The sequence below is a fragment of the Microvirga aerilata genome, assembly GCF_016743775.1.
GTDB classification, from domain to species: Bacteria; Pseudomonadota; Alphaproteobacteria; order Rhizobiales; family Beijerinckiaceae; genus Microvirga; species Microvirga aerilata.
Map to the genome: position 1 here is coordinate 45,973 of NZ_JAEQMY010000009.1, position 15,069 is coordinate 61,041.

The following is a 15,069-nucleotide window of genomic DNA, read 5'->3' on the forward strand; positions in this document are numbered from 1 at the left end:
CCTAGGGCCTGGGGGCCGCCTTGGCTGTGCCCCTTGAGCCACACCTTAACCTGAATTAACCCGGTCAGCCCTCAATCCGGGAGAAGTCGGCCACCGTGCGGGTCGCCTCGCGGATGCTGTTCAGGAGTCGGAGGCGGTTGGCCCGAAGGCCTGCGTCGTCGGCATTGACGGTCACCTTGTCGAAGAACGCGTCCACGGGCTGGCGCAGGCGGGACAGGGCCCGCATGGCGCCTTCGAAATCCTCCGCCTCGACGGCAGCGGCGGCCTCGCGCTTGGCGCCGTCGAGCACCACGGCGAGCGCCTTTTCCTCGATCTGGCCCTGGTCGTTAACGATCTGGAGATCGGGCGCCTCGCTGTAGACCCGCCCGTCCTTCTTCTCCTCGATGCGCAGGATGTTGGCCGCACGACGATAGCCGGCGAGCAGGTTCCTGCCATCCTCGGTGTCGAGGAAGCGACCCAGCGCCTCCACGCGGCGGACGATCATGAGCAGGTCGTCCTGGCTTTCGAGCGCGAACACGGCGTCGATGAGATCGTGACGCGCGCCTTGATCGCGGAGATAGACTTTCAGGCGATCGGCGAAGAAGGAGAGGAGATCATTTCCAAGTTCCTTGTCGCCAAAGAACTCTCTCGCATCTTCAAGCTCGATGGCCTTTGTGCCGCCGGCGAACTTCGTAGCGACCTCGTCCAATTGATCGCTGCGCATTTTCTGCGCAATATTCTCGATATCTTGCAGCTCACTAGACCGTGCACGTAGATAACTGACGAATTGATGCATCGCACTTGCGTAGATGAGCGGTTCAGAAATTGGAAGGCGTAGCTGGTTGTCCAAAACTAGCCGGACCACACCCAACGCCGCACGGCGGAGCGCGTAAGGATCCTTCGATCCCGTGGGCTTCTCGTCGATGGCCCAGAAGCCCACGAGGGTGTCGATCTTGTCGGCGAGCGCCACGGCCACCGAGACCGGATCGGTCGGCACGCGGTCGGAGGGGCCGAGGGGCTTGTAGTGCTCCTCGATGGCGGCGGCGACGGACGCGTGCTCGCCCTGCAGCGTCGCGTAGTAGCGGCCCATGAGGCCCTGCAGCTCCGGGAACTCGCCCACCATCTCGGTGACGAGATCGGCCTTGGCGAGACGGGCCGCGCGCTGCGCGAGTTCAGGGTCGGCGCCGACGATGGGAGCGAGTTCCTTGGCCAGCGCCGCGATGCGCTCCACGCGCTGATATTGGGTGCCGAGCTTCTCGTGGAACACGATGCTTTTGAGCTTCTCCAGCCGGTCTTCCAGCTTCACCCTCTGGTCCGTCTCCCAAAAGAACTTGGCGTCGGAGAGGCGCGCGCGCACCACGCGCTCGTTGCCGGCCACAATGGTCTTGCCGCCATCGGTGGCGATGAGGTTCGAGGTGAGCAGAAACCGGTTGGCGAGCTTGCCGGTCGCGGGATCGCGCAGCACGAAGCATTTCTGGTTGGCGCGGATGGTGGTGCGGATCACCTCCGGGGGGATGTCCAGGAAGGCTTCGTCGAAGGAGCCCATGAGCACCACGGGCCATTCCACGAGACCGGCCACCTCTTCGAGCAGGCCTTCGTCCTCGACGAGCTCGAGCCCTTGGGCGAACGCCAGATCCTTCGCGTCGTGCAGGATCATGTCCTTGCGGCGGTCCGCGTCGAGCACGACCTTGGCGCGCTCGAGCGCCGGGGCATAATCGTCGAACCGCTTCACGCGGATCTCGCCCGGCGCGAGGAAGCGGTGGCCCTTCGTGACGTCACCGGACGCGATGCCGTCCACGTCGAAGCGCACCACCTCCGGGTCCTCGGTCTCGGGGCCGAAGGTGCAGACGATGGAGTGCAGGGGGCGCACCCAGCGAAGGCTGCCCGGCTCCTTGGAGGCCGCGCCCCAGCGCATGGATTTCGGCCAGGGGAAGTTTTTCACGATGCCGGGCAGGATCTCCGCCAGCACATCCTGCGTGGCGCGGCCGGGCTTCTCGATGACGGCGACGTAGAACTCGCCCTTCTTCGGATCGCTCTCGATCCTGGCCTGGTCGATGGAGGCGAGGCCAGCCCCCTTCAGGAAGCCCTGGATCGCCCCGTCCGGGGAGCCGACGCGCGGGCCCTTGCGCTCCTCGCGCACGTCCTGCCCCTTCACCGGCAGGCCTGCGATGGTGAGCGCGAGCCGCCGCGGGGTGGCGAAGCCTTGCGCGCCCTCGTAGAGGAAGCCGCGCTCCACGAGCGCATCGGTCACAAGCTTCTTCAGATCCTCCGCCGCGCGGCGCTGCATGCGGGCTGGGATTTCTTCGGAAAAGATTTCAAGGAGAAGATCGGGCATGGCGGGGGCGTCCATCACCCTCCCCTTGAGGGGGAGGGTCGGCCGTCAGGCCGGGGTGGGGTGGGAAGCGCGGCGGCTTCTGATTGAGGCGAGCCATACAGGCCCGCGTAAATGGTGTCGAGAACGCCGTTCATGTTCTCGGGGAGTTCGGTGTTCCAAAAGCGGACGACGCGGTAGCCTTCCTTTTGAAGCCAGCGGGTCCGGGCTTCGTCTTTGGCCGCGACATCATCCTGCGAATGATGGCCGCCGTCGGGTTCGATGAGGAGGCAGGCCTTCAGGCAGGCGAAGTCCGCTACATAAGGGCCGGTGGGAACCTGGCGGCGGAAGTGGCTGCCATAGACGGGAATGCGCTTCAGGGCGCGCCAGAGGGCCTTTTCCGCATCAATTGCATTCCGACGCAGTACGCGAGATCGGGAGGTGCCGATTTTGCGGGTTGAAGGCATCTCAGTTCGTCTCGCTGTCCATTCTCTCGCAGGCGCCGCCCTGGCCCTCCTCCCCCTTGTGGGGAGGGGTACGAGTGCGGCCTGCTCTTTTTCAAGCCGCCACGCCCCCGCCCTCGGTCTTCAGCCATGCGGCACCGCAGGCCTTGGCCAGTTCGCGAACGCGCAGGATGTAGCTCTGGCGCTCGGTGACGGAGATCACGCCGCGGGCGTCGAGCAGGTTGAACATGTGGCTGGCCTTGATGCACTGGTCGTAGGCCGGCAGCGCCATGAGGTGGCGCTGGTCGTTGGCGCCGTCCTTGGGCTCGCCGTCGGCCAGGTACTTGCGGCAGGCGGCCTCGGCGTCGCGGAAGTGCCGGAACAGCATCTCCGTATCGGCATACTCGAAGTTGTGGCGCGAATATTCCTGCTCGGCCTGCTGGAAGACCTGGGCGTAGGTGACCTTCCGGTCGCCGTCGAGCCCGTTGAAGTTGAGGTCGTAGATCGACTCCACGCCCTGCAGATACATGGCGAGGCGCTCGAGGCCGTAGGTGAGTTCGCCGGCGACGGGCGAGCACTCGAAGCCTGCCACCTGCTGAAAGTAGGTGAACTGGGACACTTCCATGCCGTCGCACCAGCACTCCCAGCCGAGCCCCCAGGCGCCCAGCGTCGGGCTCTCCCAGTCGTCCTCGACGAAGCGGATGTCGTGCAGGGCGGTGTCAATCCCGATGGCCTTGAGCGAGCCGAGATACAGCTCCTGCAGGTTCGGCGGGTTCGGCTTCAGGATGACCTGGAACTGGTAGTAGTGCTGGAGCCGGTTCGGGTTCTCGCCGTAGCGTCCGTCCTTGGGGCGGCGGGAGGGCTGCACATAGGCCGCGCGCCAGGGCTTGGGACCCAAAGCCCGCAGGGTCGTGGCCGGATGGAAGGTGCCTGCGCCCATCTCCATGTCGTAGGGCTGGAGGATGACGCAGCCCTGTTCGGCCCAATAGCGCTGGAGCGTGAGGATCAGGCCCTGGAAAGAGCGCGCAGGGTTCATGTGCGCGGGTTCGCTCGTCATATCGGCGTCCGGTTTGTCCAAAGAATTGAGGCGAACCCTTGGGATGACGGACGCCTCAAGTCAAGCGTCGGGGTGCATCCCGGTCGTTCCCGGAAGGACCTGCAGCCGAGGAAGGGAAGCCATGGCGCTGAGGGTGTGAGCGGATCCCCTTCCCTCACTTCGTTCGCCGGGGATCACAGCAGTGCACCCCCTCGGTGTCATTCCCGGCCGGAGCGCAGCGGAGGGGAAGGGAAACCATACAGGCACCCAACCTATGGCCCCCTTCCTGCACTTCGTGCGCCGGGGATGACACGGCGGGTGTCAGAGCCCAAGCCTCGCCCAGGCCGCCCGCTCCTCGAGCGCGCCCACGATCTCGCCGGGATCGATCAGGCTGCTTTGGCTTAAGGATCGGCGGCCGAGCAGGCGGCCCAGGAGCGGCGGGCGGGCCGGCTCGATCATGCGGAACTTCACGTCCTCCCCGAAGCGCTGGCGCAGGGTGGAGCGGATGTCGCCCAGACCGTCGACGAGGCCCAGATCCAGCGCCTCGGCCCCGGCCCAGAAGGCGCCGGTAAAGAGGTCCTCATAGGAATCGTTGAGCTTTTCGCCCCGGCGCTCCCGGACGAGATCGACGAAGACATCGTGGATCCGCCGCTGCAGGCCTTTGAGGCGCACCACATCCTCCGGGTCTTCGGGCCGGAACGGATCGAGCATCGCCTTGTTCTTGCCGGCCGTATGCACCCGCCGCTCGATGCCGAAGCGCTCGATGAACTCGTGGAAGCCGAAGCTGGCGGACACGACCCCGATGGAGCCGACGATAGAGGCCGGATCGGCGAAGATCTCGTCCGCCGCGCAGGCGATCATGTAGCCGCCGGAGGCCGCCGCATCCTCCACGAAGGCGATCACCGGAAGCTTCTTCTCCTCCGAGAGGCTGCGGATGCGCCGGAAGATCAGGTGCGACTGCGCCGCCGAGCCGCCGGGCGAATTGATCACGATCGCCACGGCCTTGGCGCCGGGCACCGAGAAGGCGCGCTCCAGCAAGGGGGCCACGGTCGACATGGCAAGCCCCGAACGCAGAGGCGTCACGGCCCCTATGGCGCCGGACAGCCGCACCACGGAAACAACCGGATGCCGGTAGGTTCGGTATCGGCTCGGGAGAAGGAATTGCAGGCGCGCGGGAAGCATGGAGGAGAAGGATGTGGTGGAGGAAGATGTCTGGGAGGATGTCTTGGCCATAACCTTCATGTAGGGCGGGAGGCACGGCTTCCCAAGATGAACGCTTCGTTAGGGGAATTGTCGGTTCGCGTTCAGTTAGGATCCTTTACATCTTCATCATGAACAACAGCCCTGCCGTGACACCACCTCGAACGGGTGCCTGGCGGAGTTGAGGAGAGAATGACATGCGTAAGCTGATTTTTGGCCTTCTTGGATTTGCAGCCCTTGGCTTTGGTGCCCTTTCGGCTCAACCGGCCGAGGCCCAACCCTATTATCGGGGCTACGGTTACGGGGCTCCCGTCGTCGAGTACCGCTATGCCCGCCCCCGCCCTCGCCCGGTCGTGCGGGTCGAGTACCGCAGCCCGCGCCGGGCCTACCGCGCCTACCCGGCTTACCCGGCCTATCGGCCAGCCTACCGCCCGGTTCGGATGGTCCAGCGCTGCTTCGTGCAGCCGCGGCGGGTGTGGAACGGCTACCGGTGGGTTCGCCGCCCGGTGGAGGTCTGCCGCACGGTCCGCCGGCCGGGCTATCGGTTCTGAACGAAAAGGGCGCCACACGGCGCCCTTTTTCATAGGAGGCTGGCCTCCCCCCGGTGCAGCGCCTCGGTCAGGGGGGTGAACCGCCCGTCAGGGCCGTTCAAGATCAGCGGCGGCAGAATGCTCAACGGAGCGCGGCTGCCCCTGATGCCGGAGAGCAGAAGGCGAATCGCAGCCTGGTCGACCTGCGGATGAACGAAGCGAAGCTCCATTCCCCCGAGCCTGTCCCGCAAAATCCCGAGACACTCGCCCAGGCGGTCGGCCCGGTGGATCATCACCAGCCGCCCCTTGGGCTTGAGGAGGCCCATGCAGGCCTTCAGCCACGCTTCCAGTCCGCCCGCCGGCAGGGCATGGGCTGCCGCCCGGCCCTTGTCGGGGGACAGGCGTGACCGCCCCTCTTCCAGGAACGGCGGGTTGGTCAGCACGATGTCGGCGCTCTCCGACCCAAGGCCCGCGGCGAGGCGGGAGGCCTTGTCGAGCAGGTCGGCCACGGCCACCTGCCCCTGCACCCCATTGTCCCGGCAGTTGCGGCGGCAGAGCTCGGCCAGGTCCGGGTCCCGCTCCAGGAAGACGTAGCGCCCGTCCCTTTCCCTGGCCGCCGCCATGAGCCCGACCGCGCCGGTGGCGGCGCCGACGTCCATCACCACATCGCCGGGCCGCAGGGGTGCTGAGGCTGCCAGCAGCACCGCATCGGTCCCGGCCCGGTGACCTTTGGCGGGCTGAGCCAGGCGCACACGGCCGGCCAGCAGCAGGTCGTCCGTGACGTCAGGCATGGCGCAGCTCGGCCCCGAGGCCGGCCTCGCCGATCAGGCGGCGGGCCTGGGCGGCATGGTCCTCCGGCACCAGGATCCGCCGGGGAAAGATCCTGGTCATGCCTTCGAGGGCACTCATATGCATGTCCGCCACAAAAACAGGTATATTGGCGTTCTCCAATAAGGATTGTAGGAAGCCGATCACAACGAGATCGCTGGTACGGACGATTTCGACCACTGGCTTGACGGCCCTTTCCCTGCGGCATGTGTTTGCATTGCAGCATGGAAAGTGCCATGCCACGTGAAGCATGATTCAGAAAAGTGGTGTCCGGTTTTCTGATAAAATCATGCAAAATCAAAACCTGTTCCTCGATCGGTTCGATCGAAATCCAATTGAGGGGTGGGCTTCATATTCCTACCGGCCAAGCCGGCCGGCAACCCGGGTTTTGTGACGTGGGCGTCGTCGTTCCGTTCGAAGATAAGCATCCCGAGAAGAATGCGAGCATCGAGAAGCTCGTATCCCTTGTGGCGTCCGACATGGAACGGGTCAATGCGATGATCCTGTCGCGCACGGGATCCCAGGTCACCATGATCCCGGAGGTGGCCAACCACTTGATTTCTTCCGGCGGCAAGCGCCTCAGACCCATGCTGACGCTGGCGACCGCCGGCCTCTCGGGCTACCAGGGCGACGGGCACGTGAAGCTTGCGGCTTCCGTCGAGTTCATGCACACCGCCACCCTCCTCCACGACGACGTGGTGGACGAGAGCGACATGCGCCGGGGCAAGATCGCCGCCCGAATCAAGTGGGGCAACGAGGCGAGCGTGCTGGTGGGCGACTTCCTCCTCGGACAGGCCTTCCGCATGATGGTGGAGGTGGGCTCGCTTCGCGCCCTCGACATCCTCTCCGCCGCCGCCACCGTGATCGCGGAGGGCGAGGTGATGCAGCTTGCCGCGGCCAAAAACACCGAGACCACCGAAGACGAATACCTCGCCGTCATCCGCGGCAAGACGGCGGAGCTGTTCGCCGCCGCCTGCGAGGTCGGCCCGGTGATCGCGAGCCGCCCCAAGGCGGAGCAGGCCGCCTGCCGCTCCTACGGCATGAATCTCGGCATCGCGTTCCAGCTCGTGGACGACGCCCTCGATTATGGCGGCAAGGCCGCGACGCTGGGCAAGAACGTGGGCGACGACTTCCGCGAGGGCAAGATCACCCTCCCGGTCGTGCTCTCCTTCCGTCGCGGCACGGACCAGGAGCGGGCTTTCTGGAAGCGCGTTCTCGAGCAGGGCGACATCGAGGATGCGGACCTCGAGCAGGCTGTCGCCATCATGCGTCGGCATCGGGCCCTGGAGGACACGGTCGAGCGGGCGCGTCACTACGGCGCCATGGCCCGCGATGCCCTGGCGCTCTTCCCCAGCGGCCCCATGAAGCAGGCGCTCCTCGATACGGTGGATTTCTGCATCGCCCGAGCGTACTGAGCATAGCAGGCTTGTTCTTTTTACAGAACAAATTGATTGACATATGAGCCGACCGCTTTAAAACGGCTCCTGTCTCGGGACGGCTCCGGCTGTCGTGAGGCCGCGGTGATTTGAGACGAGCAGCTTGCCCCGCGTCATCAAAGGCTAAAGCGCCACGGGCGAATCCCGCCTCGTGGTTCACGAGGATCGACGCGTCATGATGCCCCTGCACCCCACCTCCGTCCGATGTCCACAACGGCATATGCCGCCGTGCATGGATCGTCGCATCACGGCCTGAAATCCCCAAGCCCCCTCGAACATCCCGATCGGCTTCATATGGAAGCCGCAACGAACTTTGTCCGAAAGAGACCTCCCATGACTGTTTTCACTCGCCGCACCCTGTTCGCTGCCACCTTCGCCGTTAGTGCCGCTCTGACGGCAGCCCTGCCTGTCGCGGCCCAGCAGAAGAGCATCAAGGTCGGCGTCATGTCCGGCGCCGAGGAAGAGGTGGCTCAGGTCGTCAAGAAGGTTGTGGCCGGCAAGGGCCTGAACGTGGAGCTCGTCCCCTTCTCCGACTACGCCCTCGTCAACGAGGCCTTGGAGCGCAAGGACCTCGACGCCAATGCATTCCAGCACAAGCCCTATCTGGATGCCCAGATCGCCGCCCGGGGCTACAAGATCATTCCCGTGGGCTTCACCTTCGTGCAGCCCATCGGCCTGTACTCGACCAAGGTGAAGGCGGTTGCCGACCTGCCGAATGGCGCCAAGATCGGCATTCCGAACGATCCGAGCAATGGCGGCCGCGCGCTCAACCTGCTCGCCGCGCAGGGCCTGATCAAGATCAAGGAAGGACAGGGCCTGTCCCCAAGCCTTCTCGACATCGCCGAGAACCCCAAGGGCATCAAGTTCTCCGAGCTCGACGCGGCGCAGCTGCCCCGCGCCCTGCCCGACCTGGATGCCGCCGTGATCAACACCGATCACGCGCTCAACGGCGGCCTCGACATCCGCAAGGACACGATCGCGGTCGAAAAGCGCGAGGGCAACCCCTACGCCAACTTCGTCGCCGCCCGTCAGAGCGACGAGAACCGCCCGGAGATCAAGACCTTTGTGCAGTCCTACCAATCGCCCGAGGTCGCGAAGTTCCTGGAAGACCGCTTCAAGGGCGCCATCATCCCGGCTTGGTAAGGTGCTTCGCCAAGGGATACCGCTCAACTCTGCACGTCATGGCCGGGCTTGCCCCGGCCATCTCGATCAGAAGAGCGATGCGCCTCTCCTTGCCGGGCTCACCGGCACAAGGCCAGTGATGGCGTAAAGAGGATCAGATCACTCCAGGAGTTACCTAAGGCTCGTCGCCTTCACCCACCAATGCGGACGCTTGCTCTGGATCCGCTTCGCCGCGGCGGCAGCTGCTTCGCAATGGTCATACAGGCCGAATACCGTCGCGCCGGAGCCCGACATGCGCGCGAGGCGGCAGTTCTCCGTCTGCCGCATCAGGTCCAGGGCCTCACCGATCACAGGCTGAAGCGACATAGCGGGCGCCTCGAGGTCGTTGCGCGCCGCTTTGAGGCTGCTGAGGAGCGAGCCGGATGAAGCACCTGCGAGGTCTGGATGAACCGTTCCGCGTAAGTCCTGCCCCGGCTGCAAGCCGAGCGCCTTGAAAACCGCAGGCGTTTCTACAGGAACCCGAGGGTTCACCAGCACGGCGAACAGGCGCGGCAGATTGAGCGGGAGCCCCAGTTCCTCCCCTGCTCCGCGCATGATGCGGGCGCGCGGCTCCAGGCAGACCGGCACGTCCGCACCGGTCAGGCGCGCCGCCTCATGGAGGGCGGAATGGGACAGGGGGAGATCGTTGAGGCGGGCCAGCAGCCGCAAGGCCGCAGCCGCATCCGAAGACCCTCCGCCGATCCCGGCCGCGACAGGCAGGCGCTTCGTCAGGTGAAAGGTGCCAGCCTTCAAGCCTGCGATCCGCTCCGCGAGGAGACGGGAGGCTTTGAGGACAAGGTTGTCGGCCTCGCTTCCCGCCTGCGGCGCGGTGGGGCCTGCCACCTGAAGAGCCAGCACCGGGCCGGGATCGAGCCGGAGGTCGTCGCCGGTGCCGGCGAACGCCACGAGGCTGACCAGGTCGTGATAGCCGTCGGCCCTGCGCCCAAGCACATGGAGCGTCAGGTTGATCTTGGCGGGCGCGCGGGTGGCAAGAGGCTGGGGCATGGGGCTTCCATGCCCGAGAGCGGCGCGGTTGGGAAGAGTTGGAGCGACACTCACTGTCATTCCGGGGCGGCCAGGGGCCAAGCCGGGAATCCATAAACAGGACAGCTCAAGAAGAGGCGATCAGCGCCGCACGCAGTTCTGCATCGTCAGCGTTTATGGATTCCGGGCTCTCGCTAGCACTCGCCCCGGAATGACAAGAGAGTCCGAAACGACAATGGCCGGGACGGGCCCGGCCATGACGTGGAAACAATGACGATAAAAGCGCTTAACCGCCGTTCTGCTTGGCCACCTCCGGCTGCGGCGCCGGGGCGTTTTCGGCGGCGGTGGGCTTCGGCTCCTCTTCCAGACCGTTGTCGATCTTCTTGAGGATCTTCACCAGCTCCTCGTGCTCGGGATCCGAGACCTTGGCGTGGTCCCACTGGAACTTCGCCTCGAGCTTGCGGCCGACCTTCCAGTAAGCATCCCCCAAGTGGTCGTTGATGGTGGCGTCGCCCGGCTTCAGCTCCACGGCCTTTTCCAGCTCGCGCACCGCGTCTTCGTAACGGCCCATGCGGTAATAGGCCCATCCGAGCGAGTCGATGATCATGCCGTCGCGGGGAGCAAGCTCCACCGCTTGGGTGAGCATCTTGAAGGCCTCGTCGATGTTGATGTTCTGATCGACCCAGGAATAGGCGAGATAGTTCATCACCTGGGCCTTGCCGGCCGGCAGGCCGTCAGGCACGAGCTCCAGCGCCTTCTTCAGATCGGGCTCGGCCTTGTCCCACTGCTTCGAGCGCTCGTAGGACGTGCCGCGATAAAAGTAGAGGATCCAGTGGCCGCGCTCCGGCTGGCCGATCAGGTTGATGGCCTTGCTGTAGGTGTCGGCGGCCTCGGCGAACTTTTTGCGCGAGCGCTGCACGTTGCCCAGCGCCATGACGACCTCCACGTCGTCCGGCCGGTCCTTCATGAGCTTCTCGAGATGCGTGATGGCATCGTCGCCCCGACCCATCAGCTCGTAGTTGTGGCCGATGGAGATGTCGGCGCTGGCGCGCACGGGGGAGTCCTGCGGAATGCGCGCGAAGATCTCGTTGGCCTGGTCGTACTGCTTCAGGCGCTCGTAGACGTCGCCGAGGGTGACGAGGGCCAGCGGGTGATCCGCCTTCAGGTCGAGGCCGAGGCGCAGATAGATGATGGCCGTCAGCTCGTCGCCCTGCGTGTTGCCGACCACGCCTAGGCCGTAGAGCAGCTCCGCCGCCCCGTCCTGCGCGTTGGTCACAAGCGGCATGAGAGGCTTGTTCTCCTCCAGTGCCTTCATGGCGGATCGTACGAGAGGATGGCGGGGCGCCACTTCGTCGAAGGCCTTGTAGACCTTCAAAGCCTCGTCCTTGCGGCCGCGCTTGGCCAGGAAGCGCCCATAGGCGTCCACCACCTGCAGGGTGTTGCGCTCGCCCTCATAGGCCGCCTTGAAGCGCCGCTCGGCTTCTGCCGGATTGCCGACCACATCGGCGATCAGGGCGGCATGATATTCCCGGAACTGGTCGAAGGCGCGCTCGTTCTTGAGCTTGTCGACGGTGGCGAGCGCCTGCTTGCCGTCCTTGGAGCCCGCATAGGTCCAGGCGGTGAGGAGCGTGGCCGTCAGGTCGGCCTGGCGCCCGCGGGTGCCCTTCGACAGGCGGGCGCGGGCATCGGCGTATTTCTGGGCCTTGAGGGACCGGACGCTCAGGGCGAACTGGGCGAGATTGTTCGATCCATCCTGCTGGGTCAGGCGCTCCGCCGCGCGAATCGCCTCCGGCATGGAGCCGTTGGCCAGGAAGGCCACGAAAGCCCGCTCCAGAAGCTCCTGATTGCGCGGATCGTCCTGGATCGCCTGGCGGAAGAAGACCGTTGCCGCTTCGGTGTCCCGCGCGGAGCCTGCCACATAAGCCGCCAGGTAGTTGCCCTCGAGGCTCTCTGCCGGCCTCAGGATCTCGTCGGGGTCCGTGTTCACGGCCATGGCGGGGGACGCCAGCAGGCCGGCGGCCACGAACACGAGTGCAGACAGGCCCTTACGGGTCACAGGCAATTTCAAGGTGGGCACGAAAAGCGGCTCCAATCATCGCGACGTCTCCTGAGTGTAAGGAGATGTGCGCCAAATCAGGCCGGAGAATGGCGTCTCCCTCTTGTGGCCGCAAGGGGACAATTGCCGCTGGGGCGTAAAAGCCTCGTGAGGGATGCAGATGCGCCGGGATCCCAAGGCGTCGTCCCGGCGCTGCGCAGCGGAACCCGGGATTGCGTGAAGGATGTGGCGTGACCTGCTCTCCTCCCCACAAGCCGCGGGCAAGCCCCGAGACTTGTCTTGACGATGCGCAAACTGGGAACACCCGACTTGCAGTGGGGAGGGAAACCTGCGCTCCACTCGTCCAGCATACCGGATCGGCACCTGCCGCCTGGGACAACCGGGGGCTGTCATCCCCGGCAGCCGCAGGCTGGGAAGGGGATCGACTCCCATGCACTGAGCTATGGATTCCCCTTCCCCTCCCCTTCGCTACGTTGCGCCTGGGATGACGGCCGATCTCACATATTGACGTAGTTCGGCCCGCCGCCGCCTTCCGGGGTGACCCAGTTGATGTTCTGGTTCGGGTCCTTGATGTCGCACGTTTTGCAATGGACGCAGTTCTGGGCGTTGATCTGGTAGCGGACGCCCCCCTCGCCTTCCACCCACTCGTACACGCCCGCCGGGCAGTAGCGCTGCGAGGGACCGCCATAGACGTCGTGCTCGGAGCCCTTCTGAAGGCCCATGTCCTTGACCTTGAGATGGACCGGCTGGTCCTCCTCGTGATTGGTGTTGGACAGGAACACCGAGGACAGCCGGTCGAAGGTGAGCACCCCGTCGGGCCTGTCGTACTTGATCGGCTTTACTTCAGAGAGCGGCAGCAGGCACTCGTGATCCGGCTTGCCGTGGCTCATGGTGCCGAAGGGCGACCAGTTGAAGATCTCGGTCAGCCACATGTCGAGGCCGCCGAGCGCCACGCCGGCCGTCGTGCCGTATTTCGACCAGAGCGGCTTCACGTTGCGCACGCGCTTCAAATCGTAGCCGATAGGCGAGGCGCGCCAGGATTCCTCATAAGATGCAACCTCGTCATGCGCCCGGCCCGCCTGCAGCGCCGCGAACACATGGTCGGCGCAGAGCATGCCCGACAGGATGGCGTTGTGGCTGCCCTTGATGCGCGGCACGTTCACGAAGCCCGCCGAGTCGCCCACGAGGCAGCCGCCCGGGAAGCTCAGGCGCGGCACAGACTGCCAGCCGCCCTCCATGATGGCTCGCGCCCCGTAGCCGATGCGCTTTCCGCCCTCGAACACGTCGCGCACCATGGGGTGCGTCTTGAAGCGCTGGAACTCGTCGAAGGGCGACAGGGTCGGGTTCTTGTAGTTGAGATGCACCACGAAGCCGACGGACACCAGATGGTCGTCGAAATGGTAGAGCCAGGAGCCGCCGCCGGAATTGTTCGGCAGCGGCCAGCCCATAGAGTGGCGCACGAGGCCGGGCTGGAAGTGCTCCGGCTTGACCTGCCACAGCTCCTTGATGCCGATGCCGTATTTCTGGTGGTCGCGGCCCTGGTTCAGGCCGAAGCGCTCGACCATCTGCTTGGTGAGCGAACCCCGCGCCCCCTCGCCGAAGACCGTGTATTTGGCGCGAAGCTCCATGCCGCGGGTGAAGTTGGCGTTGGGCTCGCCGTCGCGGCTGATCCCCATGTCGCCGGTGGCCACGCCCACCACCTTGCCGTCCTCGACCAGCACTTCCGATGCCGGGAAGCCGGGATAGATCTCGACGCCGAGTTCCTCCGCCTTGCGGCCGAGATAGCGGGCGACGTTGCCGAGCGAGCCGATGTAGTTGCCGTGGTTGTTCATGAGCTTGGGCATGAACACATTGGGCAGCGTCACGCCGCCGGCATGTCCCAGATACATGAACTGGTCGGCCGTCACCTCGGTCTTGAGGGGGCGGTCCGGATCGGATCGCCACTCGGGCAGGAGCCCGTCGAGGCCGATAGGGTCGATCACCGCCCCGGACAGGATATGGGCACCGACCTCGGAGCCCTTCTCGACCACCACGACGGAGATGTCCCCGCCTGCCTCGGCCGCCTGCTGCTTGAAGCGGATGGCGGTCGCCAAGCCAGCAGGACCCGCGCCCACGACGACGACGTCGAATTCCATGGATTCACGGGCGGGCAACTCGGCCATAGGTTTCCTCCTGATACGCGCCTTCAGCGCCTGAAGAGACAGACGGTTTACATATGAACAATCTGCCTGAATTCTCAAGCTATTCTAATCAAGACATTGTCCTAGCTTCATTGGAACGAGGCTGAAAGTTCTCTTTGTGCATAAGGTGATGCCAAAACCCGATAATCGCGTCTGTCCCGGGCAAACGGATCGGCGCGACCGAGCTGCGCGATCGCAGCGGTGGCAAAGCGCGTCCGGAGTTGTTCGACGATGACGAGAGGGTTACAAAGGAGCATGCAGGATCATCCGCCCGGCCATGCGGCGTTCTACACGCTTTTCGAGACAGCCATGGGCCTCTGCGGTTTGGCCTGGAACCAGCGCGGCATCATCGGCTTTCAGCTCCCCGAGGACGACCGATCCAAGCTCTGCGGCCGCCTCGCCAAGCGCTTTCCCGGGATCGTCGCAGCCCCTCCGCCGCCGGATGTTCAAGGCATCATCGCCGACGTCGTGGCTCTCCTGAGCGGCGAAGCGCGTGATCTCTCCACGGTCCCGCTGGATATGGAACGCGTGCCGGACCTTGACCGTCGCGTCTACGAGATCGCCCGCACCATTCCACCGGGCCGCGTGCTAACCTACGGTGAGATTGCCTCGCAGCTCGGCGTCAACAACGCCCGGATGATCGGCCAGGCGCTCGGGCGCAACCCGTTTGCCATCATCGTGCCCTGCCACCGGGTTGTCGCTGCGGGCGGCAAGCTTGGCGGCTTCTCGGCCACGGGCGGCTCCATGACCAAGCGCCGCCTCCTCGCCATCGAGGGCGCCAGACGCGACGAGAGCCCAACCCTGTTCGACCTGATTTCGTGAAGGCAAGATCTGCAGCACTTTTACAGGCCCGAGCTGTTGATAGGCCCTGGAATGCTCGCACGAGGTCAAAACAGCCCCTCTCCGACGCGATGCACTCCAGGCG

The 15,069-nt window shown here is 65.2% G+C and carries 13 protein-coding genes; 4 read left to right on the forward strand and 9 right to left on the reverse strand.

Annotated elements, in window-relative coordinates:
* Positions 1-64: 64 nt before the first annotated feature.
* From glyS to JKG68_RS08355, 4 genes are all read right to left on the reverse strand, one after another.
* A complete protein-coding gene (gene glyS / locus JKG68_RS08340; protein ID WP_202058292.1) occupies positions 65-2,314 on the reverse strand; it encodes a glycine--tRNA ligase subunit beta in 2,250 nt (749 codons plus the stop codon).
* Between the two features lie 14 nt (positions 2,315-2,328).
* Positions 2,329-2,757, reverse strand: a complete 429-nt coding sequence (locus tag JKG68_RS08345) for an endonuclease domain-containing protein (protein WP_246515219.1) — start codon at positions 2,755-2,757, stop codon at positions 2,329-2,331.
* Between the two features lie 91 nt (positions 2,758-2,848).
* Positions 2,849-3,790 carry a glycine--tRNA ligase subunit alpha gene (locus JKG68_RS08350; RefSeq protein ID WP_202058007.1) on the reverse strand — a complete coding sequence of 314 codons (942 nt, stop codon included), beginning with the start codon at positions 3,788-3,790 and terminating at the stop codon, positions 2,849-2,851.
* Positions 3,791-4,090: 300 nt separating this feature from the next.
* Positions 4,091-4,951, reverse strand: a complete 861-nt coding sequence (locus JKG68_RS08355; protein WP_202058294.1) for a S49 family peptidase — start codon at positions 4,949-4,951, stop codon at positions 4,091-4,093.
* A 215-nt stretch (positions 4,952-5,166) separates the two neighbouring features.
* Between JKG68_RS08355 and JKG68_RS08360 the strand changes: the two genes are divergently transcribed.
* The gene (locus JKG68_RS08360) at positions 5,167-5,520 is read left to right on the forward strand and encodes a hypothetical protein (RefSeq protein WP_202058010.1); all 354 of its coding nucleotides are present in this window, start codon (positions 5,167-5,169) and stop codon (positions 5,518-5,520) included.
* A 29-nt stretch (positions 5,521-5,549) separates the two neighbouring features.
* On the opposite strand, the gene JKG68_RS08365 is transcribed toward JKG68_RS08360, so the two are convergent.
* Positions 5,550-6,290, reverse strand: a complete 741-nt coding sequence (locus JKG68_RS08365; protein WP_202058012.1) for a tRNA1(Val) (adenine(37)-N6)-methyltransferase — start codon at positions 6,288-6,290, stop codon at positions 5,550-5,552.
* Complete coding sequence (locus JKG68_RS33310; RefSeq protein WP_210346264.1) at positions 6,283-6,579, reverse strand: putative signal transducing protein; 297 nt, start codon at positions 6,577-6,579, stop codon at positions 6,283-6,285. The genes JKG68_RS08365 and JKG68_RS33310 overlap by 8 nt, the downstream gene beginning before the upstream one ends.
* A 143-nt stretch (positions 6,580-6,722) precedes the next feature.
* On the opposite strand from JKG68_RS33310, the gene JKG68_RS08375 reads away from it, so the two are divergent.
* Together JKG68_RS08375 and JKG68_RS08380 are read left to right on the forward strand one after the other, a co-directional pair.
* Positions 6,723-7,742, forward strand: a complete 1,020-nt coding sequence (locus JKG68_RS08375) for a polyprenyl synthetase family protein (protein WP_202058017.1) — start codon at positions 6,723-6,725, stop codon at positions 7,740-7,742.
* A gap of 354 nt (positions 7,743-8,096) precedes the next feature.
* Entirely contained in the window at positions 8,097-8,906 is an 810-nt protein-coding gene (locus tag JKG68_RS08380; protein WP_202058019.1) for a MetQ/NlpA family ABC transporter substrate-binding protein, read from the forward strand.
* 150 nt (positions 8,907-9,056) lie between these two features.
* Here the strand turns inward: JKG68_RS08380 and JKG68_RS08385 are convergent, their stop codons facing one another.
* The 3 genes from JKG68_RS08385 to JKG68_RS08395 form a co-directional block, all read right to left on the reverse strand.
* The gene (locus JKG68_RS08385) at positions 9,057-9,929 is read right to left on the reverse strand and encodes a 4-(cytidine 5'-diphospho)-2-C-methyl-D-erythritol kinase (protein WP_202058021.1); all 873 of its coding nucleotides are present in this window, start codon (positions 9,927-9,929) and stop codon (positions 9,057-9,059) included.
* 265 nt (positions 9,930-10,194) lie between these two features.
* Positions 10,195-11,985 (reverse strand): tetratricopeptide repeat protein, encoded by a 1,791-nt coding sequence (locus JKG68_RS08390; RefSeq protein ID WP_312890756.1) that lies wholly within the window; start codon positions 11,983-11,985, stop codon positions 10,195-10,197.
* A gap of 476 nt (positions 11,986-12,461) precedes the next feature.
* Entirely contained in the window at positions 12,462-14,126 is a 1,665-nt protein-coding gene (locus JKG68_RS08395; RefSeq protein ID WP_202058026.1) for an electron transfer flavoprotein-ubiquinone oxidoreductase, read from the reverse strand.
* 273 nt (positions 14,127-14,399) lie between these two features.
* Here JKG68_RS08395 and JKG68_RS08400 point away from each other — a divergent pair, with 273 nt between their 5' ends.
* On the forward strand, positions 14,400-14,966 hold the full coding sequence (locus JKG68_RS08400) for a methylated-DNA--[protein]-cysteine S-methyltransferase (RefSeq protein WP_202058030.1): 567 nt from the start codon (positions 14,400-14,402) through the stop codon (positions 14,964-14,966).
* Positions 14,967-15,069: the final 103 nt, after the last annotated feature.